The following is a 21,436-nucleotide window of genomic DNA, read 5'->3' as shown; positions in this document are numbered from 1 at the left end:
GAATGGCCGTCCGGTGAACCTTCCATCGGGATGTGAGCAATTCCGCGTGGCCCCAGCGTTGGGCTGGGGCGCAGGGCTTGCTAGCGTCCGAAGCACACAGTCAAATGAGTTCGAGGAGCGTGTCGTGAGCACTACACCGGTGAAGGTGGCCGTTACCGGGGCCGCTGGTCAGATCGGCTACAGCCTGCTGTTCCGGATCGCGAGCGGCGCACTGCTCGGGCCGGACACGCCGGTCGAGCTGCGGCTGCTGGAGATCGCCCCGGCGCTGAAGGCGCTCGAGGGCGTCGTGATGGAGCTCGACGACTGCGCGTTCCCGACGCTGGCCGGGGTGGAGATCGGCGACGACCCGAACGTGATCTTCGACGGTGCCAACGTCGCGCTGCTGGTGGGCGCGCGGCCGCGGACCAAGGGGATGGAGCGCGGCGACCTGCTGGAGGCCAACGGCGCGATCTTCACCGTCCAGGGCAAGGCGCTGAACGAGCACGCCGCCGACGACATCCGGATCACCGTGACCGGCAACCCGGCCAACACCAACGCGCTGATCGCGAAGAGCAACGCGCCGGACATCCCGGCCGAGCGGTTCGCCGCGCTGACCCGGCTGGACCACAACCGCGCGCTGGCGCAGCTGGCGAAGAAGACCGGTACGCACGTCACCGACCTCAAGAAGATGACGATCTGGGGCAACCACTCCGCGACCCAGTACCCGGACATCTTCCACGCCGAGGTGGCCGGCAAGAACGCGGCCGAGGTCGTCAACGACCAGGCCTGGCTGGAGAACGACTTCATCCCGACCGTGCAGAAGCGCGGCGCCGCGATCATCGAGGCCCGGGGCGCGTCCTCGGCCGCCTCCGCCGCGGCCGCCACCATCGACCACACCCGCGACTGGCTGCGCGGCTCGGCCGACGGCGACTGGCTGTCGATGGCGGTCGTCTCCGACGGTTCGTACGGCGTGCCCGAGGGCCTGATCTCCTCCTTCCCCGTCACCACCAAGGACGGCACCTGGGAGATCGTCCAGGGCCTGGAGATCAACGACTTCTCCCGCACCCGCATCGACGCCTCCACCGCGGAACTGGCCGAAGAACGCGAAGCAGTATCAGCCCTCAACCTCCTCGGCTGACCAAACCGCAACTATTCGGAGGGGCTCCGGTCCCCTCCCACCTCGCGTGCCCCGGGCGGAGCCCGGGGCACGCTTGTTTAGCGGAGTGGGTAGGCGTTGATGACTGTCAGGTCCGTGGTGTTGCCTTGGGCATCTACCAGGTGGGACTTGAGGGAGATGGTGGTGCCCTGGGGGGTGGGGAAGATTGCCTTGTAGGTGGCGTGGCCGGTCGGCACGACGCCGGCTGGGTGCCAGGTCTTGCCGGCGTCGCCGGAGACCTGGATCTCCAGCTTCTTGATCCCCGGCACCGTCGACCCGGGCTGGGCGTCGATCAGCACCGGCAGCACGGTGACGGGCTTGCGCTCGGCCGTGTTGTGGCTGTCCACCGCGGGCTGGTACCGAACCCCGAGCAGCGGCAGCGCCGTCTCCTCCGCCGTCGCACCCGACGAGAACGTCCAGCGCAGATCCATCCTGGTGCTGAACGCCGAGTACGTCTGCCGCGTCTGCGACGACTCCAGCGTGTACGTCGTCCGCCCCGCCGGCAACCCGGTCGCCTCGACGTAACCGAAGTACGGCGACTCCGCAATGACCTGCCCGTCCCGCAGCAGCTTCGTGGACTCCGCGTCCGTCCGGGTCGCCCCCTTGTTGCCATCGGCATCGACCAGCCCGTAGGCGGAGACCACCAGATCGCCCGCGGCCCGGGCGGCGAAGTCGGGCGCGGTGGTGAAGGCCGCCGCGTTGAACCGCTCCCGGTAGGTCTTGCCGGCCCGGTACTCCCGCGCCGGTCCCGACAGGATGCTGACCAGGTCCGGGAACGGATTCTCCGGATCGGTGCTCGGCACGATCTCGTGGAACTCGGTGGACCACGTCGTCGGCTTGGCATCGACCAGCAGCTTCGTGCTCAGCGGAGCCTCGTCATACGTCAGCACGGGGGCCCAGCCCCCACCGGTCCCCGGCGCCGAACCGAAGACGACCCGCTCGAGCTCGTGGTCCGAGGCGGCGTTGACGGTCTCCTGGACGGTGGCCAGATCCTTGGCGCGAACCGCTCGTACGAAGCCCGTCGGCACCTGGCCGGGGAACGCGTTGGCCTGGCCGACCAGGTACGGCGAGTTCGCGAACGAACCGTCCCCATCCTGCTTGGCCCACTGCGAGTTGACGTGGCCGGTGAGCTGCTCGGGCGGCAGCGACGGCCCGATCTGGGCACTGTAGACACCGTCGAAGGTGTCCAGCAGCGTCGAGGCGCCCAACCCGAACCGGCCGTCGGCGGACCGGCGGTCGTAGCCGAGATCGCCGAGCGCGAGCCCTGCATCGGCCTGCGGCACGGTCACCTTGACCGGTTTGGCGAGCCGCGCGTCGAGCACCACCGTGGTGTCCTCGGTCAGCTGGACCGACGGTGCGACGACCGAGTACGTGCTGAATCCCTCACCACCCGGAAGCCCGAAGAACAGCCCGCCGTCGACCAGGTACTCACCCTTCAGCAACCGGAACTTCAGCGTGTCGGTGCCGTCGCCGATGAACGAGAACAGGTTCTGGCTCAGGCCGAAGAGCAGGCCGCTGGGTGCCGTCGGCTTGCCGTCCGGACCGATCGCGGAGACGGTCAGCGTGTAGCTCTCCGGCTCCTTGTTCACACCGATCGCCGAGGTGACCGACGCGTCGCCGGCGGTCGCGGTGACTCGGCCGGAGTACGCGCCGTCTGGACCGCTGTGCTTGGTGTTCGAGGTCGCCAGCACCGAGGCGGTCCCGCCGGCCGGCACGGTGACGGAGTTCGCGCTGAGCTCGAGCGCGCCGGCAGGTGCCGAGTTGCCGTCCGGGCCGACCAGTGACGCCGCCAGGTCCAGCGTGATCGGCTGGTCGCCGAGGTTGCGGTAGGTCAGCGTCTTGGTGACCGGGGTGTCGTCGTCGTGCGGCCAGACCGCCGTACCGAACGACAGGCTGCCCGGCTCCGCGATCACTGTCTGCTTGATGCCCTTGGCCACGTCGATCCGGCCCGCGCCCTGCTCGAACGCGGTCTGGTCGGCGGCCGGCTTGGCCGAACCCATCAGCGCGCCCTTGAGCTCGGATGCCTTCCAGTTCGGGTGTTCCTGGGCCAGGATCGCCGCGGCTCCCGCGGTGTGCGGGGTGGCCATCGACGTTCCGTCGAGCATCAGGTACTGGTCGCCGACCGGCGTACCGATCTTCGAGTCCTTCGCCTTGGCCGCCACGATCGCGACACCGGGCGCGGTGACGTCGGGCTTGACCGCCCCGTCGCCGACGCGCGGGCCACGGCTGGAGAAGTCGGCCAGCTTGTCCTGCTTGTCGACCGCGCCGACGGTCAGCGCGGCGTCCGCGCTGCCCGGCGAACCGACCGTGCTCTCACCGGGACCTTCGTTGCCTGCGGCAATTACGAACAGCGTGCCGGTCTCCGCGGTCAGCCGGTTGACGGCTTCCTCCAGCGGGTCGATCTCCGGGGTGTCGGTGCCGCCGAGGCTGAGGTTGACCACCTTGGCCTTCACCTCGGTCGCGGCCCACTCCATCCCGGCCAGGATCGCCGAGTCGGAGCAGCTGCCGAAGCCGTCGCACACCTTGCCGTCGTACAGCTTCGCGTCCGGTGCGACGCCCTTGTACTTGCCGTTCGAGGCCGCCGCCGTCCCCGCGATCGTGGACGCGACGTGGGTGCCGTGACCGAAGTGGTCGCCGTCCGCTTCGTCGGTGAAGTTCTTCGCGCCGGCCACCTGGGTGGCCAGGTCCGGGTGGGAGGTGTCGATGCCGGTGTCGAGCACGGCGACCGAGATGCCCTTGCCCGTGTAGCCGGCCGCCCAGGCGGTCGGCGCGCCGATCTGCGGCACGGACTGGTCGAGGCTGACCTGACGCTTGCCGTCGAGCCAGATCTTGTCGACGCCCGCGGCCGAGCGGGCCGAGGTGACGCCGGCCAGGAAGGTGTGCGCCTTCGCCTTGTCCACCTTCACCGCGGCGCCGTTGACGACCGGGAGTTGGCGGGTCACCGTCGCTCCGGGTGCGGCCGACCGCTGCTGGGTCTTGCCCGAGTACGTCACGACCAGCGGGATCGCGGTCGACGACTTGTCGTCGTACCCGTCCTTGATCAGGCCGGTCACGTCGAACAACCGGCGGTCCAGTTTGCCCCCGGACAACTGCGACTGGATATCGGACGGCACGACGTACAGGTGGTCCTGGACGCGATAGGTGCTGAACGCGATGTGCTCGCGGCCGGCGCCGGGCCGGACCGAGGCGCGGGTCGAGTCGCCGGCCCGCAGAGTGACCCGGTCACCGGTGATCAGGGTGACGGTCCGGTCCGGGGTCTTCGCCTCGGCTTTCGCTTTGGCGGCGAGCGGATGGGATTGAGGTTGGGTTGACGCGTGGGCCGGGGCGGAGAATGCCAGGCCAAGGGCGGCGATCGAGGCGACGGCGGCAACGCCGAGGCGCCTCGATCGTGGTGTGGCTACCACGATGAGTCCCTCCCGATCGGTTGTCCTCACAGCGGGCCGATCGGGCGCCTCACAGAACGGAGCCGATCAACCACTCACCGTTTGATGTCTGGACCAGACCAAAAGGTTGCACGAACCGGCTGCCACGGCATGAAGTTGCCTGCTTACTGCCTGTGGTTATCGTTACAGCGCCGCGGCTGGGGCGACCGACGCATCCGGCTGCCCGGAATGGATCAGCGCGTCGGCCACGAACCCGTTCGCCTTGAGCTCCTCGACCACACCGTGCAGGTAGGCAACGGTCTCGGCGCTGCGCGTCTTCGTGGTGCCGACGGCCTGCCGGATCTCCATGAAACGCTCGTCGATCAACCGGAACCCGGGGTTCTCGGCCACGAACCGGGCGATCGGCTGCCGGATCCCGGCGGCGGCCTCCAGCCCCTCGGCCAGGAAGACGTCGACGCCTTCGTGACCCCGGACAACCGTTGCCTGCCGCAACTCGCGGGTCAGGTACAGGTCGTACGCCGAGCCTTTCTTCACGCCGATCCGGACACCGGGAGCGTCCACCTCGGCGACCGTGGTCAGCCCGGACTCCGCGGGCACGGCGAAGACGCCTTCGATCACGACGTACGGCGCGGTGAACGCGACCTCACCCGCCCGCGCCGGGTCGATCGCGAGGAAGCAGATGTCGGCCTGCCCGGTCGTCATCGCCTCGAAGGACTTCCGGGCCGCATCGAAGCAGACCAGCTCCACCGGGACCTCGAGCCGCCGCGCCAGCTCCCGCGCAATGTCGACGGTCACCCCGGCCGGCGCGTCGGGAGTCCCCTGCGCCAGCACCGGATTCCCCAGGTTGATGGACGCCCGCAGTACGCCCGACGGCGCCAGATCCGCACGAACACTCGTCATACCCGCGACCCTACGTGAGGCTCTTGGCGAAGAAGATCCGGTGCCGATCGACGACGGTCTCGCGGCCGGCCTCGACGTACCCGTGCCGCGGGTAGTAGGCGAGGTTCTCGGTCATCGCCGCGTTCGTGTAGAGCACGATCCGCCCGTACCCACGAGCCCGGGCCTCGGCTTCGGCGAACTCCAGCAACGCGGCCCCGATCCCGCGCCCCTGGGCCGCCGGCGAAACCGCGAGTACGTCGAGCAGCAACGCGTCCGGCTCGTCCTCGAGCAGCACGAAGCCGGCCACCACCGAGTCCACCACCGCGACCCACACCTTGCCGGACCGGATCGCGGCCGGGTAGTCGAGCGTCATCGGGATCGGCGGGAGCCCGATCCGCGGGATGTAGTGCTCGAAGGCCGCCTGCGCGATGGCACCGACCGCCTCGGCGTCGGCCTCGGTCGCGGGTCTGATCACCCGCCCAGAATAGTTTTTGCAGAGACATTGTGTAAGTCCGCGGCGCAGCCTACTGTGAGCGCAATTCGTCCCTTGGACCGTCCGATGGGGGTTGGCAATGAAACGTCGGAGCGTCGGGTTGCTGGTGGCGTCCGCGGTCGTGCTGGCGGGGGTTTCCGCCGTACCGGCCGAGGCGCACGGCAGCGACAAGCGCGTGGTGGGGTACTACACCAACTGGAGTGGGTACGCCCGGAACTTCCTGGTCAGCGATCTGGTCAAGAACGGCTCGGCCGCCCGGCTGACCCAGATCAACTACGCGTTCGGATTCGTCGACGCGCAGGGCAACTGCGTGAGCAGCGACCCGTGGGCCGACTACCAGCGGCCGTTCACCGCCGAGCAGAGCGTCAACGGCACCGCCGACGCGCCCGGGCAGGTGCTCAACGGCAATCTCAACCAGCTCAAGCAGCTCAAGCAGAAGTACCCGAAGCTGCACATCAGCATCTCGCTCGGCGGCTGGACCGGCTCGGCCACGTTCTCCGACGCCGCCCTCACTCCGGCCTCGCGGGCAGCCCACGTGAAGTCCTGCCTGGACATGTGGCTGAAGGGCAACCTGCCCGGCCTGCCCGCCGGCGCGGCAAAGGGGATCTTCGACGGGATCGACCTCGACTGGGAGTGGCCCGGCAGCGAGGGCAACCCGGGCAACGTGATCCGGCCCGAGGACAAGCAGAACTTCACCGCCCTCGTGCACGAGTACCGCACGCAACTGGACCGCCTGCCCGGGCATGCCCGCTACAACCTGACCGCGTTCCTGCCGGCGAACCCGACGATGATCGACAACGGGTTCGAGGTCCGCAAGCTGTTCAAGGACCTGACGTTCGGTACGACGCAGGGCTACGACTACCACGGCCCGTGGGAGCAGCTGACCAACCAGCAGTCCGCGATCGACGGACCGAAGGCCGACCCGACCACGCCGGAGTTCAGCTCGCAGGTGACGATCGACGCCTACCTGTCCCGCGGTGCGCCGCGGAGCAAGCTGGTGATGGGCGTGCCGTTCTACTCGCACGGCTGGACCGGCGTGACGAACCAGAACAACGGCCTGTTCCAGACCTCGACCGGTCCGGCGCCGTCGACGTTCGACCCCGGCACCGAGGACTACCGCTACCTCAAGGCGAGCCTGGCCAACTACACGGTCTACCGCGACAACAAGGCCGGATTCGCCTGGCTGTTCGACGGTACGACGTTCTGGACCTGGGACGACCCAGTCGAGATGAAGCGCAAGGCGCAGTACATCTCGCACCGTGATCTCGGTGGCGCGATGATCTGGTCGCTCGACGGCGACACCGCAAATGGGGAGCTGATCTCGGCATTGCACCGTAATCTTCGGTGAGTGGATCTCGACGCTCTCGTGGATCGGTTCGGCGCCTCCGGTGCCGAGCCGATCCACCTCGGCAACTCCCCGGCCACCGTCGTCCGGCTGGACCGCGGGCCGGAACGCCTGTTCTACAAGGCCGGACCGCGGACCGACGCCGAGGCGGACCGGCTGGCCTGGCTCGGTTCGACCGGTTTCCACTGTCCGCAGATCGTTGATCGAGGCAACAACTGGCTGCTGACCACCGAGCTGGCCGGCCGCGACGCGTCCCAGCCGTGGCCGGCCCGCGACCGGCCCGCTGTCCTGGCCGCCATCGCCGACGGTCTGCGGGCGCTGGACCAACTGACGGACTGCCCGTTCGCCTCCCCCTTCCCCGGCGACGGCACAGCTGTCACGCACGGCGACTACGCCGCACCCAACGTCTTCATCGACCCGGAGACCTTGCGCTTCACCGGCCTGCTCGACCTCAGCCGCCTCGGCACGGGCGATCGCTACATCGACCTCGCCCTGATGTTCAAGAGCCTCCGCGGCGAGCTCAATCCCCAGTACGGTGGCCCGCCGGCCGCCCGGCGTTTCGTCGAGCTGTACGGCGCCGACCCCGGCGATCCACGCATCGCCTCCTACATCGACCTCGACAACTCCGGCGACTTCTGAGCCCGGAACGCGCGGCGGTAGGCGCTCGGTGTCGTGCGCAGGGCGGCGCGGAAGCGGCGACGGAGGTTGGTTGCCGAGGACAACCCGACGCGGATGGCGATGGTCTCCACCGGGAGGTCGGTCTCCTCCAGCAGGGCACGGGTTCTGGCGATGCGCTGGGCGAGCAGCCATTGTCCGGGCGCCGCACCGAGTTGCTCGTCGAAGCGGCGGGCGAGGGTTCGCGGTGAGATGTTGAGCCGGGCCGCGAGGTCGTCGACGGTGATCGGCTCGGCAAGGTTGCCGGTGGCCCAGTCGAGGACGGCGCCCAGCGACTGGGTGGACTGCGGGATCTCGGTCCGGTACTGCACCTGGCCGCCCTCGCGATGCGGCGGCATCACCATCCGCCTTGCGACATTGGCGGCGTACGCGGCGCCGTGGTCGTTGCGGACGAGTTGGAGGCACAGGTCGATCCCGGTGCCGGAGCCGCCGCTCGTCGCGATGTCACCGTGGTCGATGTAGAGCACGTCGGGATCTACTTGCACAGCTGGGAATCTGCGCTGCAGCTCGTCGGCGTAACGCCAGTGGGTGGTGATCCGGCGGCCGTCGAGCAGCCCGGTCGCGGCGAGCACGTGCGCGCCCGAGCAGATGCTGACCAGGCGCACTCCGCGCCGATGCGCCCGGCCGAGTGCCCGCAGTACGGCGTCCGACGGCTCATGTCCGATCGGGAGCCAGCCGGGGACGACGATCGTGTCGGCCCGGTCGAGGGCACGCAGGCCGGAGGTGACCAGCATGTCGAAACCCTCGGTCGTCCGGATCGGGCCGGGCCGCTCGGTACACACGCTGAAGCGGTAGCGGTCGGCACGGAAGACCGCCGCGGCGCAGCCCAGCTCGAAGCTCGCCTGTGGTGCCGTCACGAGCGCGACCACCCGGTGCTGGTCCATGGCAGAAAAGTACCCGATCGGGACTATCCAGACACTGGGGACAAAGCTGTGGACAACTGCATGATCGAGACATGCAGACCTTCGAGTCGGCGTTCGTCGCCGACGTCCCCGTGCGCGAGCTCTTCCCCGGCATCAGACTGCGGTCGCTGTGGTCAGGTGGGGTCGCCACGGCCCACGTACTCGAGATGGACCCCGGCTCCAGCTGGGAGGGCATCGACGTCCACGAGCCCGGGCCGGAGGAGGTGTACGTCGTCGACGGCGTCTTCAACGACGGAATGCGCGACTACCCGGCCGGATCGTTCATCCATTGCCCGGCCGGGTCGTCACACGTTCCTCAATCGGAGCAGGGCTGCACCCTGTTCCTCTTCTACCCCGAGGGTTAGTCGGTACTGCGCAGCTCCGTCGGGGCCCCGTGGACCGCGGGGATGGTGCCGAGCTTGCCGGCCTGGAAGTCCTCGAAGGCCTGGATGACCTCGGCGCGCGTGTTCATCACGAACGGTCCGGCCATCGCGACGGGCTCGCGGATCGGGCGGCCACCGAGGACGAGGACGTCGAGGTTGGGCTCGGCCTGCGACTGCGACGTACCGGCCGCGGTCCGGATCGTGTCACCCGGGCCGAAGGCGGCCAGCTGACCCTTGCGGATCGGCCGGCGCTCGGCGCCGACGGTGCCCTGACCGGCGAGGACGTAGACGAGCGCGTTGTAGTCCGGCTGCCACGGGAGCACCAGTTCGGCGCCCGGGCTGACGGTCGCGTGCACCAGGGTGATCGGGGTGTGGGTCGAGCCGGGGCCGTCGTGGCCGTCGACCGAGCCCGCGATGACGCGGATCAGCGCGCCGCCGTCGGCGGTGGACAGCAGGGCCGAGTCACCGCCACGGATGTCCTGGTAGCGCGGCGGCGCCCACTTCTGCGCCTTCGGCAGGTTCACCCAGAGCTGGATCCCGTGGAACAGGCCACCGCTCAGCACCAGGTGCTCGGGCGGGGTCTCGATGTGCAGCAGTCCGCTGCCGGCGGTCATCCACTGGGTGTCGCCGTTCGAGATGACACCGCCGCCCCCGTTGGAGTCCTGGTGCTCCATGATCCCGTCGAGCATGTAGGTGACGGTCTCGAACCCACGGTGCGGGTGCCACGGCGTGCCCTTCGGCTCACCCGGCGCGTACTCGACCTCACCCATCTGGTCCATGTGGATGAACGGGTCCAGGTCGCGCAGATCCACACCGGCGAAGGCCCGGCGGACCGGGAAGCCCTCGCCCTCGTAACCGCTCGGGGCCGAGGTCACCGACTTCACCGCCCGCTCCTGCGCGACGGCCGGATCCGGCTGGTGGACGCGGGGCAACACGGTGATGTCACTGACGGTCACGGCGGGCATTGGCTTCTCCTCGCTGGGGTAGTTCAAGAATAAACTATCTCCTCCAACCGGGGCAAGCGGCCCGGCATTCCCGGCTCACAGGAAGCTCCCAGCGGTTGCCCAGGGTGGTGGGAGACCGGCTTGTCATCGTTCGAGTGGAACCCCTCGACCGGACTGGAGACGACGATGACGACCCTGCTCGATCCACCTCGCGCGACCGCCGAGCCGCTCAGTGCCGAGCCACCGGCGCGACCACCGGGCCGGCTCCGGCGGCTCGTGCGTGGACCGGCCGAGCAGGCGGCGTACGTCCGGCCGGCCTCGCTGGCCATGCTCGTCGGCACGGCCTTCCTCTATCTGTGGAACCTGACGGCCTCCGGCTACGGCAACAGCTTCTATGCGGCCGCCGAACTCGCCGGGACGCAGAGCTGGAAGGCCTGGCTGTTCGGCTCGCTGGACGCGGGGAACGCGATCACGGTCGACAAGCCACCGGCCGCGCTCTGGGTCGCCACCGCGTTCGCGCGGGTCTTCGGGTTCAACAGCTTCACCGTGCTGGCGCCGCAAGCGCTGATGGGGATCGCCGCGGTCGGGCTGCTCTATCTGACCGTGAAGCGGGTGTCCGGCCCGGTGGCCGGGCTGATCGCCGGGACCACGCTGGCGTTGACGCCGGTCGCCGTACTGATGTTCCGGTTCAACAATCCGGATGCGCTGCTCGTGCTGCTGATGGTGGCCGCGGCGTACTTCGTCGTACGGTCGCTGGAGAAGGCGTCGGCGCGGTGGCTGGCGCTGGCCGGGGTGGCGATCGGGTTCGCGTTCCTGACGAAGATGGGGCAGGCGTTCCTGGTGCTGCCGGCGTTCGCGCTGGTGTATCTGATCGCGGCACCGACGTCGGTCCGGCGACGGTTGCTGCATCTGCTCGGGGCTTTGGGCGCGGTGATCGTCAGTGCCGGTTGGTATGTCGCGCTGGTGGAGCTGTGGCCGGCGTCGAGCCGCCCGTACATCGGTGGGTCGACCAACAACTCGTTGCTCGAGCTTGCCCTCGGCTACAACGGGCTCGGCCGGCTGCTGGGTGGCTCGGGCAACGGCGGTGGCGGTGGTGGCGGGAACACGGGCTTTGGCGGGAGTACTGGGATCACGCGGATGTTCGGTGACGCGTTCGGCGGCGAGATCTCGTGGTTGTTGCCTGCGGCATTGATCGCGCTGGCCGGTGGGTTGTGGCTGACGCGGCGTACGCCTCGGACGGATCTGGTCCGGGCCGGGCTGGTGCTGTTCGGCGGCTGGCTGGTCGTGACTGCGCTGGTCTTCAGTTTCATGACCGGGACCGTGCATCCGTACTACGCGGTCGCGCTGGCGCCGGCGATCGCCGGGCTGGTGGCTCTCGGGGTTCGGATCGCTTGGCAGCAGCGGGCGTTGCTGGTGGCGCGGTTGACGTTGGCTGGGATGGTGCTGGCGACGGGTGCGTGGGACTACGTGCTTCTCTCGCGGACCGCGGACTTCGTGCCGTGGGCGAAGTACGTCGTACTCGCGGCTGGGGTGGTCGGCGCGGCGCTCGTGGTCGGCGGCTCGCGGGTCCGGCGGTTGGTGCCGGCGGTGGTGCTCGCGTTGGCGGTGTCGCTGGGGCTCGGGAGTACGGCGTACGCGGTGTCTACCGCGTCCCACACGCACAACGGCTCGATCCCGACATCAGGCCCATCCAGCAGCGCGATGGGTGGCGGGATGCGCACCGGCAACCCCGGCTCGGGCGGCACCCCACCGACCCGCTCAGGCTCCACCACGACAGCACAACAGGGTTCGGCCGCCACTACCCAGCAGCAGGATGGTGGTGGGATGGGTGGGGATGCCTCGGCCAGCAGTGAGCTGACTTCTCTGCTCGCGAAGACCACCACGACCTGGGCCGCCGCCACCAGCGGCTCCCAGTCCGCGGCCTCGCTCGAACTCGCCACCGGCAAATCCGTCATCGCCATCGGCGGCTTCAGCGGCACCGACGACGCCCCGACCCTCGCCCAGTTCAAGCAATGGGTCGCCGAAGGCAAGATCGCCTACTACATCTCCGGCGGCCAAACCGGCGGATCCGGCAACTCCTCAGCCGCCGCCGAGATCCAGTCCTGGGTCACCGCCAACTACACAGCCAGCACCGTAGGCACCACAACCATCTACAAACTCACCACCTGACACCACAGGTCCGGCAGGCATCCCGGGGTGTCTGCCGGACCTGCGTCGTACGCGCGCCGGCCGCATGGCAGACTCTGGTGGCGTGACGGCGCAGATTCTGGACGGTAAGGCGACGGCAGCGGCGATCAAGGACGAGTTGAAGGTCCGGGTCGCGAAGCTGGCCGAGCAGGGCGTGGTCCCCGGGCTCGGCACCATCCTGGTCGGGGACGACCCGGGCAGCCGCGCGTACGTGGCGGGCAAGCACCGCGACTGCGCGGCGGTCGGGATCGCTTCGATCCAGGTCGAGCTGCCGGCCACCGCGACCCAGGACGAGATCGCCGCGAAGGTCCGCGAGCTCAACGAGAACCCGGACTGCACCGGCTTCATCGTCCAGCTCCCGCTGCCCAAGCACGTCGACACGAACGAGATCCTCGGCCTGATCGACCCGCTCAAGGACGCCGACGGCCTGCACCCGGTCAGCCTCGGCAAGCTCGTCCTCGGCCAGGACGGTCCGCTCCCGTGTACGCCGAAGGGCTGCGTGGAGATCCTGCGGCGGTACGACGTACCGATCGCCGGAGCCCACGTGGTCGTCGTCGGCCGCGGCGTGACCGCGGGCCGGCCGATGGGGCTGTTGTTCACCCGGCGGAGCGAGAACGCGACCGTGACCCAGTGCCACACCGGTACGACCGACCTCGCCGCCGTGGTCCGTACGGGCGACATCGTGATCGCCGCGGCCGGTTCGGCCGGCCTGATCACCGCCGACATGGTGAAGCCCGGCGCCGTCCTGCTCGACGTCGGCACCAGCCGGAACGCCGAGGGCAAGATCGTCGGCGACATCGAGGACGCCGCCCGCGAACAGGCCGCCTGGATCGCCCCGATGCCCGGCGGCATCGGCCCGATGACCCGCGCCATGCTCCTCACCAACGTCGTAGAAGCCGCCGAATCGAGCCTCACCTGATGCCCGGCACCCCCACGAGCCGCGGCCCAGCGCGCCGCGGCCGGACGAGCGACGACCTGATGAGCGACGGCCGGACGACCGGGGCGAGGGTGACGTGCTGATGGCGGGGGAAGTCCGGCGCCGCAACGAGTGGCCCTTGATCCTGTCGCTCCTGGTCGCGGCGGCCGGCCTCGTCGTCCTCACCTTCTACAACTGGCGCAACGGCGTACTCATCTTCGCCGGCAGCGTCATCCTCGCCGGCCTCCTCCGCGCCACCCTCTCCGACGGCGCGGCCGGCCTCCTCCACGTCCGCGGCCGCATGTTCGACACCGCCTTCCTCCTGGCCACCGGCGCCGCCATCACCACCCTGGGCCTCATCGTCCCGAACTAGGCGTGGGTCGCCCCCCGCGTGCCACGCAGCCGTTCCTCGTCGCTCCGCTCCTCGTCACACCTGCTTCGCGCGCTCCCACCCACCCCCGGCTCATCGCCGGTGCATCCCTGCCGGCTACCGCCGGCGTCTTGCGGGCTCCGCCCGCGGTCGACCGCGCGCCGTGGTGAGGTGAGACGAGCTGTGGTGTGGCCTAGTGGGCTGCCTGCTAGTGCTCGCGGTCTGCGCAAGGCGGTAGCCCGACACACTCACCTATGACGCTGAACGAACTAAGCACCCCCGCAACCACGGTGTGGTTGATGAAGCGCGGCAGCGCGCAGCACGCGGGCGGCAGCCCGCACACCCCGGGCGCAAGCCCGCAACCCGCGGCCGCAGGCCGCACATCGCCGGGCGACGAGCCCGGCACAAACGCGGGCGTTGCCCGCAGCACGCGGGCGCAAGCCCGCAAACCGCGGGCGCTGAGCCCGCACGTCGCCGGCGGTAGCCGGCGAGGGAAGGCCGGCGATGAGCCGGGGGGTGGGTGGGAGCGCGCGTAGCGGGCGCGACGCAGGAGCGACCGCGGGAGCACGCGTGGGCTCGCACGCGTGGGCTGGACCAGTTAGTGGAAGAAGTGGCGGGTGCCGGTGAAGTACATGGTGATGCCGGCCTTGGTGGCGGCTTCGATGGCTGCTTCGTCGCGGATGGAGCCGCCGGGCTGGACGACTGCCTTGACGCCGCCTTCGATGAGGACCTCGAGGCCGTCGGGGAAGGGGAAGAAGGCGTCGGAGGCGGCGACGGAGCCGGTGGCGCGGTCGCCGGCGCGGGAGACGGCCAGGCGGCAGGAGTCGACGCGGTTGACCTGGCCCATGCCGACGCCGACCGAGGCGCCGTCGGAAGCCAGGAGGATCGCGTTGGACTTGACCGCTCGGCAGGCCTTCCAGGCGAACGCGAGGTCGGCGAGGACCTCAGGTGAGGCCGGGTCGCCGGCCGCGAGGGTCCACGCGGACGGGTCGTCGCCGGGGGCCTGGAAGCGGTCGCGGTGCTGCAGCAGCAGGCCGCCGCTGATCGCGCGCATCTCCACGGTGTCGCCCTCGTCCGCCGGCGGCGCGACGAGCAGGCGGATGTTCTTCTTGCCCTGGAGGATCTCGACCGCGCCGTCCTCGAAGGCCGGGGCGACGAGCACCTCGGTGAAGATCTCCGCGACCTGCTTGGCCAGGTCCACCGACACGGGACGGTTGGTCGCGATCACACCGCCGTACGCCGAGACCGGGTCGCACTCGTGGGCCCGGCGGTGCGCTTCGGCGATGTCCTTGCCGACCGCGATGCCGCACGGGTTCGCGTGCTTGATGATCGCCACCGCCGGCTCGCTGAAGTCGTAGGCGGTACGGCGGGCAGCGTCGGCGTCGACGTAGTTGTTGTACGACATCTCCTTGCCGTGCAGCTGCTCAGCGGCCGCCAGCCCACCCTTGCCGTTCACGTACAGCGCCGCCGGCTGGTGCGGGTTCTCGCCGTACCGCAGTACGGCGGACTTGTCCCACGACGAACCCACCCACGCCGGGAAGCCCGACCCCTCGCCGCTGTCGGTGAGCACGTTGCCCATCCAGGACGCGACGGCCAGGTCGTACTCGGCGGTGTGTACGAACGCGTCCGCGGCCAGCCGCTGCCGCTGCTCCAGCGAGAAGCCGCCCTCACCCAGAGCAGCCACCACCTCGGCGTACCGCGAAGGAGACACCACAACAGCCACGCTGGCGTGGTTCTTGGCCGCGCCGCGAACCATCGACGGGCCGCCGATGTCGATCTGCTCGATGCACTCGTCCACCGACGCGCCGGACGCGACGGTCTGGGTGAACGGGTACAGGTTGCTCACCAGCAGGTCGAACGGCTCGACCCGCATCTCGGCCAGCTGCTCGACGTGATCGGGCTTGCGGACGTCGGCGAGCAGGCCGGCGTGCACCATCGGGTGCAGCGTCTTGACCCGCCCGTCCAGGCACTCGGGGAACCCGGTCAGCTCCTCGACCTTGGTCACCGGCACCCCGGCTGCCGCGATCCGCGCCGCGGTGGAGCCGGTCGACACCAGCTGGACGCCGGCGGCGTGCAGCGCGGCAGCGAGCTCCTCCAGACCGGTCTTGTCGTAGACGCTGATCAGCGCCCGGCGGATCGGCCTGCGGTCGGTGCTCACTTCAGTCGAACCTTTCGTCCGGTGATGGTCCAGCCTTCGCGGACCAGGCGGCCGACCCACTCCACCAACTGGCGGCGTTCGACCTCCTTGATCCGTTCGGTCAGGGTTTCTTCGGTGTCGTCGTCCTCGACGGGTACGACGACCTGCGCGATGATCGGCCCGGTGTCGACGCCGCCGTCCACGAAGAACAGGGTCGCGCCGGCCACCTTGACGCCGTACTCGAGCGCGTCCCGGGGACCGTGGATCCCGGGGAACGCGGGCAGCAGCGCGTTGTGGGTGTTGATGTAGCGGTCGCCGAAGGCGCCGAGGAAGTCGTCGCCGACCAGCTTCAGGAACCCGGCCGACACCACCAGGTCGGGCTTGTACTCCGCGACGGACGCGGTCAGCGCGCGATCCCAGTCGGCCCGCTCGGCGTAGTCCTTCACCTTGTGTACGAAGCTCGGCACTCCGGCGGTCGCGGCGCGGTCCAGCCCGGCGATCCCGTCCCGGTCGGCTCCGACGGCGACGACCCGGGCGCCGTACGCCGGATCGGCGCACGCGTCCAGGAGGGCCTGCAGGTTCGACCCCGATCCCGACACGAGCACGACGAGGCGCGCGGGCTCAGGAGTGGGCGCAACGGGGTCTGTCACGCGCCAAACCTTATCGCTCGGCGTCGGACTCGCTGTCAGCCGGTCGACGGGAGGCGGCCACCGCGGCGGTGATCGCGGCCCCGATCGCCATCCCCGCGGCCAGTACGCCGGCCGCCGGCAGAGCCCCCGGGATCCCGACCGCGGACATCCGGCCAGGTCCGGCCGAACCACCGGAGATCGCCATCAGCACGTACAGCAGCACCCCGGCGAGCAGAGCCGCGATCGCGCCCCGCAGGGCGAACGCATCCCACCCGAGCGCCTCAGCGTCCTGATCCGCGAGCCCACGCCGCACCACGACCAGTCCGGCGACCACACCGGCGACCAGCGGCACCACAGCCGTCAGAGCCAGCAAGTACGTCGGTGTCGCGCCGTCCGCCGGTACAGCGGCCAGCAGCGGAAGCGCAGGCAGGTTCCCGACATCCACTCCGGTCGGGGCGATCGTCGTACCCACTCCCAGCTGGAATCCGGGTCCGGCGAGGAAGGAGACGACGTACAGGACCATGTTCGGCACCAGCATCAGGCAGATGGCGAACAGCACCACCGACCCGATCACGCCGGCGTCCAGCAGCTCCAGCATCCCGGTGATCCGGGAGAAGTGGATCGCCAGCAGTACGCCGTACAGGACGGAGGCGATCGCGATCACGGTCAGTACGGCGGCCACCGCGGCCGGCACGGTGTCCCGCAACCCCTTGGGAGTCGCGTCGGCGATGTCCTCACCCGCACCGGACTCGACCAGTACGCCGATGGTCCCGGCGACCAGCGCGAGTGAGGCGGCTCCGAGGAACGCGGACAGCGGGGACACCTTGAGCGCACCGTCCGCCGTGAGCAACGCCACGATGAGCGCACCGAGTCCGTAGACCACGGCGAACACCCCGGACAGCAGGATGAGGTCCTGGGTCCGGTCGGCCCCGCTGCTGCGGGCAGCGGACTTGCCACCGCGATACAGGCACCAGGCGAAGAACAGGGTCAGGCCGAGCGGCGCGACTGTCAGGGAACCACCCCCGAGCGTCACACCGGCCTTGTGGGCGACCAGCCAGGCCGATGCGCCCGCGCGGATCGCTCCGGAGGCGCCACCGAAGGTCGCGGCGAGCCAACCGATCACGGCGACCGCGGCACACGTCAGGAGACCCGTCAGCAGGCAGGCGCCGGAGGAGATCACCGCCGAGACGACCACGGGCTTGGTCGGGGCCGTGACCTCCGACGGGGCGGGCCCGGGAGCCTGGTGTGGTCCGCCGTCACGGGCACCCGGGCGGCTCAGCATGTCGGTCATCTGACACCTATCGTCTCCCCGGCCTTGGACACCACTCGTCCTGACACGCCGGATATGGAAGACTTCAGCCCGCTCGCTCACGCTCGGTTCCCGCTTCTTGACCTGCGGGTAGCTGTTTGTGAGCGGCCAGGGTCCACCGGGTACTGTCGGGTGGAATCAGTCAGGAGGTCGAGCTTTGGCCGGTTCCCACCGCGCACCACGCGGCGGCGGTCGCGCCGCTGCCCGGGAAGCGCGCCGGCAGAAGGCGCGCAAGCGGAACCAGACCATCGCCGCCGGCGCCGCGGTCGTGGTGCTGGTCGGCGGCGGCGGCGTCGCAGCGCTGAACGCGTTCGGCGGCGACAACGCGTCCGGCGCGAGGGCCGGCAGCGGCCCGTCCGACGACAAGCCGAGCAACTCGGACCTGCTGGCCGACAACAAGGTCCTGCTCGACGGGACCACCGCGAAGCCGTTGTCCGCGACCGGCGCCTGGGCGGTCACCAAGACCGACGACGGGGGCACCGCCCCGGACCGGGCGTTCGTCTGCCAGTCCCAGCGGTTCGCCGACCCGGCCGGACTGCGCACCTGGGTCCGCACGCTAACCAACTCGGTCACCAAGGACACCGCGGTGCAGTACGTCGAGGTGTCGAACGACAAGGCCGCCGCGGGCAAGACGTACGCCTCGGTCGTCGGCTGGCTGAGCCAGTGCTCGGCCGCGCAGACGCGGCTGGCCTCCAGTTACGTCACCACCGGCGTCGGCGAGCGCGGCGTGATCGCGATCTTCAGCCAGCCGGCCGGTGCCAAGACGAAGTACAAGACGGTCTCGGTGTCGCTGGCCGGCCAGGCCACCATGGTGCTCGAGCACGACACCCTCTCCGCGACGCAGCCCAAGCCGGACGCGGTCCTGGCCGCGGCGAGTGCCGGGATGAAGCAGATCTGCGCCCAGTCCGGCGGCTGTGGCACCGGAGCACCGCTGGCCCGGGCCGGCCTGCTGCCGAACACCGACTCGCCCGGGTTCATGGCACCGGTCGACCTGCCGGTGCTGGCCGACATCGACAAGCCGTGGGTCAGTAGCCCGGCTGCGAAGAGCAACGCCGACACCGGGTGCGAGAAGATCAACTTCAAGACCGCGAAGCCGCTGAAGTACGGCACGCTCACGTACGTGACGCCGGAGGCGAAGGTGCCGACCGAGTTCGGCCTCGACGACACGGTCGCGAAGTTCGCCACCCCGCTGGCGGCGAGCAACTTCGTCACGCTGATCCGCAAGAACGTCGACGGCTGCGAGAAGTCGGTCTCCAACGCGAAGGTGGAGTCGACCGGCTCGATCGCGACCAGCACGATCAAGGGCGAGAGCTGGCTGGCGACGTACGACACCGGGAACGGGAAGAAGTTCACCTACCGGATCGGGATCGCGGGGTCGGGCGATCGCGCGGTCTACCTGGTGTTCCCGGTGCTGAAGGACCTGGACATCACGGACGCGGCGTTCAACGAGACGCTGACCCGGGCCGCCGAGCGCTCTTCGACGTACAAGTAGGCAAACACAGAAGAACGGGACCTGCAGGCCGCAGGTCCCGTTCTTCGTGTTCGTAGCCTTACTTGGTCAGGCCCTGCATGATCCCGCGCATCAGGTTGGCGGTCTCGCTCGGCGTCTTGCCGACCTTCACGCCGACCGACTCGAGAGCCTCCTGCTTCGCGGCCGCCGTGCCGGAGGAACCGGAGACGATGGCACCCGCGTGGCCCATGGTCTTGCCCTCCGGGGCGGTGAAGCCCGCGACGTAGCCGACGACCGGCTTGGTCACGTTCTCCTTGATGAACGCGGCCGCCCGCTCCTCGGCGTCACCACCGATCTCACCGATCATCACGATCGCGTCGGTGTCAGGGTCGTTCTGGAACGCGGCCAGCGCGTCGATGTGCGTCGTCCCGATGATCGGGTCGCCGCCGATGCCGATGGCCGTGGAGAAGCCGAAGTCCCGCAGCTCGTACATCATCTGGTACGTCAGCGTGCCGGACTTGCTGACCAGGCCGATCCGGCCCTGGCCGGCGATGTCGGCCGGGATGATGCCCGCGTTCGACTCGCCCGGGGTGATGATGCCGGGGCAGTTCGGGCCGATGATCCGGGTGGTGCCGGACGCCTGCGCGGCGGCGAAGAACGCCGCGGTGTCATGCACCGGCACGCCCTCGGTGATCACCACGACCAGCGGTACGGCGGCCTCGATCGCCTCCAGCACCGCGTCCTTGGTGAACTTCGGCGGCACGAAGATGACCGAGACGTTCGCGCCGGTCTCCTTCACGGCGTCCGCGACGGTGCCGAAGACCGGCACCGACTTGCCGTCGAAGTCCTGGCTCTGGCCCGCCTTGCGCGGGTTCACGCCGCCGACGATGTTGGTGCCGGAGGCAAGCATCCGGGTGGTGTGCTTGGTGCCTTCGGAGCCGGTCATGCCCTGGACGATGACCTTGCTGTCCTTGGTCAGGAAGATAGACATTGTTCGGCGATCCCTTACTTCGCAGCCAGCTCGGCGGCGCGCCTGGCGGCGCCGTCCATGGTGTCGACCCGCTCCAGACCGGTGAGGCCCGCCTCGTCGAGGATCCGGCGGCCCTCCTCGGCGTTGTTCCCGTCCAGCCGGACGACCAGCGGCTTGGTGACGTGCTCGTCCCGGCTCGCCAGCAGCTCGAACGCCTGCACGATGCCGTTCGCGACCGCGTCACAGGCGGTGATGCCGCCGAACACGTTCACGAACACGCTCTCCACCTGCGGGTCGGAGATGATGATCTCCAGGCCGTTCGCCATCACCTCGGCGCTCGCGCCACCACCGATGTCCAGGAAGTTCGCCGGCTTCACGCCGCCGAACTCCTCACCGGCGTACGCGACCACGTCGAGTGTCGACATGACCAGGCCGGCGCCGTTGCCGATGATGCCGACCGAGCCGTCCAGCTTCACGTAGTTCAGGCCCTTGGCCTTGGCCGCCGCCTCCAGCGGGTCGGCCGCCGAGACGTCCTCGAACTCCGCGTGGTCCGGGTGCCGGAAGTCCGCGTTCTCGTCCAGGGTGACCTTGCCGTCCAGGGCCTCGACGTTGCCGTCGGCGAGCTTGACCAGTGGGTTCACCTCGACCAGCGAGGCGTCCTCGGCGATGAAGACGCCGTACAGCTTGACGATCTCCGGTACGACGGCGTCGATCACGTCGGCCGGGTACTTCGCGGCCTCGGCGATCTCGCGGGCCTTCGCCTCGTCCACCCCGGTGGCCGGGTCGATCGAGATCTGCGCCACCGCGTCCGGGTTGGTGTGCGCGACCTCCTCGATCTCCATGCCGCCGGCGGCCGACGCGATGCAGAGGTAGTTGCGGTTCGCCCGGTCGACCAGGAAGGAGAAGTAGTACTCCTCCGCGATCGCCGCGGCCGGGACGATGTTCAGGATCTTGACGATGTGACCCTTGATGTCCAGCCCGAGGATCTCGCGGGCCTTCTCCTCGGCCTCGTCCGGGCTGCTCGCCAGCTTGACGCCACCGGCCTTGCCGCGGCCACCGGTCTTCACCTGGGCCTTCACGACCACCCGGCCGCCGATCGTCTCGGCCGCCGCGCGGGCTTCCTCCGCAGTGGTGACGACCTCACCCACGGTCGTCCGCACTCCGTGCTTGGCGAAGACCGTCTTCGCCTGGAATTCCATCAGATCCACGAGTGTGGTCCCTCTCTCGCCTGTACGGGATCCTGACACTAGCCACCCTCGCGCTCGGGGCAACAGTCGGGGTCGTCGCTGAGACGACCGTCACAGCCTCTCCGTGTCCTCGTGTCAGGCT

General features: G+C 69.7%; 18 protein-coding genes. 8 read left to right on the top strand and 10 right to left on the bottom strand.

Annotated elements, in window-relative coordinates:
• Positions 1-124: 124 nt before the first annotated feature.
• The gene (locus tag ACZ6O0_RS13460; RefSeq protein ID WP_465765133.1) at positions 125-1,117 is read left to right on the top strand and encodes a malate dehydrogenase; all 993 of its coding nucleotides are present in this window, start codon (positions 125-127) and stop codon (positions 1,115-1,117) included.
• 77 nt (positions 1,118-1,194) lie between these two features.
• On the opposite strand, the gene ACZ6O0_RS13455 is transcribed toward ACZ6O0_RS13460, so the two are convergent.
• The 3 genes from ACZ6O0_RS13455 to ACZ6O0_RS13445 form a co-directional block, all read right to left on the bottom strand.
• Positions 1,195-4,539, bottom strand: coding sequence for a S8 family peptidase (locus ACZ6O0_RS13455; protein ID WP_465765132.1), 3,345 nt, complete (start codon positions 4,537-4,539; stop codon positions 1,195-1,197).
• 162 nt (positions 4,540-4,701) lie between these two features.
• On the bottom strand, positions 4,702-5,418 hold the full coding sequence (locus ACZ6O0_RS13450) for a transporter substrate-binding domain-containing protein (protein WP_465765131.1): 717 nt from the start codon (positions 5,416-5,418) through the stop codon (positions 4,702-4,704).
• Between the two features lie 10 nt (positions 5,419-5,428).
• Entirely contained in the window at positions 5,429-5,872 is a 444-nt protein-coding gene (locus ACZ6O0_RS13445; protein WP_465765130.1) for a GNAT family N-acetyltransferase, read from the bottom strand.
• Between the two features lie 97 nt (positions 5,873-5,969).
• On the opposite strand from ACZ6O0_RS13445, the gene ACZ6O0_RS13440 reads away from it, so the two are divergent.
• On the top strand, positions 5,970-7,238 hold the full coding sequence (locus tag ACZ6O0_RS13440; RefSeq protein WP_465765129.1) for a glycoside hydrolase family 18 protein: 1,269 nt from the start codon (positions 5,970-5,972) through the stop codon (positions 7,236-7,238).
• Positions 7,239-7,874 carry a phosphotransferase gene (locus ACZ6O0_RS13435; protein ID WP_465765128.1) on the top strand — a complete coding sequence of 212 codons (636 nt, stop codon included), beginning with the start codon at positions 7,239-7,241 and terminating at the stop codon, positions 7,872-7,874.
• Here ACZ6O0_RS13435 and ACZ6O0_RS13430 read toward each other — a convergent pair.
• Entirely contained in the window at positions 7,841-8,794 is a 954-nt protein-coding gene (locus ACZ6O0_RS13430; protein WP_465765127.1) for a helix-turn-helix domain-containing protein, read from the bottom strand. The two genes, ACZ6O0_RS13435 and ACZ6O0_RS13430, sit on opposite strands and share 34 nt — an antisense overlap.
• Positions 8,795-8,865: 71 nt before the next feature.
• On the opposite strand from ACZ6O0_RS13430, the gene ACZ6O0_RS13425 reads away from it, so the two are divergent.
• Positions 8,866-9,177 carry a cupin domain-containing protein gene (locus ACZ6O0_RS13425; protein ID WP_465765126.1) on the top strand — a complete coding sequence of 104 codons (312 nt, stop codon included), beginning with the start codon at positions 8,866-8,868 and terminating at the stop codon, positions 9,175-9,177.
• Here ACZ6O0_RS13425 and ACZ6O0_RS13420 read toward each other — a convergent pair.
• Positions 9,174-10,160 carry a pirin family protein gene (locus ACZ6O0_RS13420; protein ID WP_465765125.1) on the bottom strand — a complete coding sequence of 329 codons (987 nt, stop codon included), beginning with the start codon at positions 10,158-10,160 and terminating at the stop codon, positions 9,174-9,176. The two genes, ACZ6O0_RS13425 and ACZ6O0_RS13420, sit on opposite strands and share 4 nt — an antisense overlap.
• A gap of 120 nt (positions 10,161-10,280) precedes the next feature.
• Between ACZ6O0_RS13420 and ACZ6O0_RS13415 the strand changes: the two genes are divergently transcribed.
• The 3 genes from ACZ6O0_RS13415 (at position 10,281) to ACZ6O0_RS13405 (ending at position 13,615) form a co-directional block, all read left to right on the top strand.
• Positions 10,281-12,308, top strand: a complete 2,028-nt coding sequence (locus ACZ6O0_RS13415) for a glycosyltransferase family 39 protein (protein WP_465765124.1) — start codon at positions 10,281-10,283, stop codon at positions 12,306-12,308.
• A gap of 82 nt (positions 12,309-12,390) precedes the next feature.
• Entirely contained in the window at positions 12,391-13,245 is an 855-nt protein-coding gene (locus ACZ6O0_RS13410; protein WP_465765123.1) for a bifunctional methylenetetrahydrofolate dehydrogenase/methenyltetrahydrofolate cyclohydrolase, read from the top strand.
• A 100-nt stretch (positions 13,246-13,345) separates the two neighbouring features.
• Positions 13,346-13,615 carry a DUF3017 domain-containing protein gene (locus tag ACZ6O0_RS13405; RefSeq protein WP_465765122.1) on the top strand — a complete coding sequence of 90 codons (270 nt, stop codon included), beginning with the start codon at positions 13,346-13,348 and terminating at the stop codon, positions 13,613-13,615.
• A gap of 595 nt (positions 13,616-14,210) precedes the next feature.
• Here the strand turns inward: ACZ6O0_RS13405 and purH are convergent.
• From purH to ACZ6O0_RS13390, 3 genes are read right to left on the bottom strand one after another with little or no spacing between them, the layout of a single operon-like run.
• The gene (gene purH / locus ACZ6O0_RS13400) at positions 14,211-15,770 is read right to left on the bottom strand and encodes a bifunctional phosphoribosylaminoimidazolecarboxamide formyltransferase/IMP cyclohydrolase (protein WP_465765121.1); all 1,560 of its coding nucleotides are present in this window, start codon (positions 15,768-15,770) and stop codon (positions 14,211-14,213) included.
• Positions 15,767-16,399: a phosphoribosylglycinamide formyltransferase gene (gene purN, locus ACZ6O0_RS13395; protein ID WP_465765120.1), complete on the bottom strand. Its 633-nt coding sequence runs from the start codon at positions 16,397-16,399 to the stop codon at positions 15,767-15,769. The genes purH and purN overlap by 4 nt, the downstream gene beginning before the upstream one ends.
• Positions 16,400-16,409: 10 nt before the next feature.
• Positions 16,410-17,669 (bottom strand): cell division protein PerM, encoded by a 1,260-nt coding sequence (locus tag ACZ6O0_RS13390; protein WP_465765119.1) that lies wholly within the window; start codon positions 17,667-17,669, stop codon positions 16,410-16,412.
• Positions 17,670-17,844: 175 nt separating this feature from the next.
• Between ACZ6O0_RS13390 and ACZ6O0_RS13385 the strand changes: the two genes are divergently transcribed.
• On the top strand, positions 17,845-19,179 hold the full coding sequence (locus ACZ6O0_RS13385; RefSeq protein ID WP_465765118.1) for a hypothetical protein: 1,335 nt from the start codon (positions 17,845-17,847) through the stop codon (positions 19,177-19,179).
• Between the two features lie 58 nt (positions 19,180-19,237).
• On the opposite strand, the gene sucD is transcribed toward ACZ6O0_RS13385, so the two are convergent.
• Both sucD and sucC read right to left on the bottom strand, forming a co-directional pair.
• Positions 19,238-20,128: a succinate--CoA ligase subunit alpha gene (gene sucD / locus ACZ6O0_RS13380; RefSeq protein WP_465765117.1), complete on the bottom strand. Its 891-nt coding sequence runs from the start codon at positions 20,126-20,128 to the stop codon at positions 19,238-19,240.
• 14 nt (positions 20,129-20,142) lie between these two features.
• Positions 20,143-21,315, bottom strand: a complete 1,173-nt coding sequence (sucC, locus tag ACZ6O0_RS13375; protein WP_465765116.1) for an ADP-forming succinate--CoA ligase subunit beta — start codon at positions 21,313-21,315, stop codon at positions 20,143-20,145.
• Positions 21,316-21,436 lie beyond the last annotated feature (121 nt).

Source organism: Kribbella sp. NPDC048837 (genome assembly GCF_055586945.1).
This window is presented reverse-complemented; position numbering and strand designations above follow the sequence as displayed.

What these genes read in the sequence shown, in the direction of transcription:
- ACZ6O0_RS13450 (WP_465765131.1), bottom strand. Translation starts at nt 5,418, where the DNA reads ATGACGAGTGTTCGTGCGGATCTGGCGCCGTCGGGCGTACTGCGGGCG.
- ACZ6O0_RS13440 (WP_465765129.1), top strand. Translation starts at nt 5,970, where the DNA reads ATGAAACGTCGGAGCGTCGGGTTGCTGGTGGCGTCCGCGGTCGTGCTG.
- ACZ6O0_RS13430 (WP_465765127.1), bottom strand. Translation starts at nt 8,794, where the DNA reads ATGGACCAGCACCGGGTGGTCGCGCTCGTGACGGCACCACAGGCGAGC.
- ACZ6O0_RS13425 (WP_465765126.1), top strand. Translation starts at nt 8,866, where the DNA reads ATGCAGACCTTCGAGTCGGCGTTCGTCGCCGACGTCCCCGTGCGCGAG.
- ACZ6O0_RS13420 (WP_465765125.1), bottom strand. Translation starts at nt 10,160, where the DNA reads ATGCCCGCCGTGACCGTCAGTGACATCACCGTGTTGCCCCGCGTCCAC.
- ACZ6O0_RS13405 (WP_465765122.1), top strand. Translation starts at nt 13,346, where the DNA reads ATGGCGGGGGAAGTCCGGCGCCGCAACGAGTGGCCCTTGATCCTGTCG.
- ACZ6O0_RS13390 (WP_465765119.1), bottom strand. Translation starts at nt 17,669, where the DNA reads ATGACCGACATGCTGAGCCGCCCGGGTGCCCGTGACGGCGGACCACAC.
- sucD (WP_465765117.1), bottom strand. Translation starts at nt 20,128, where the DNA reads ATGTCTATCTTCCTGACCAAGGACAGCAAGGTCATCGTCCAGGGCATG.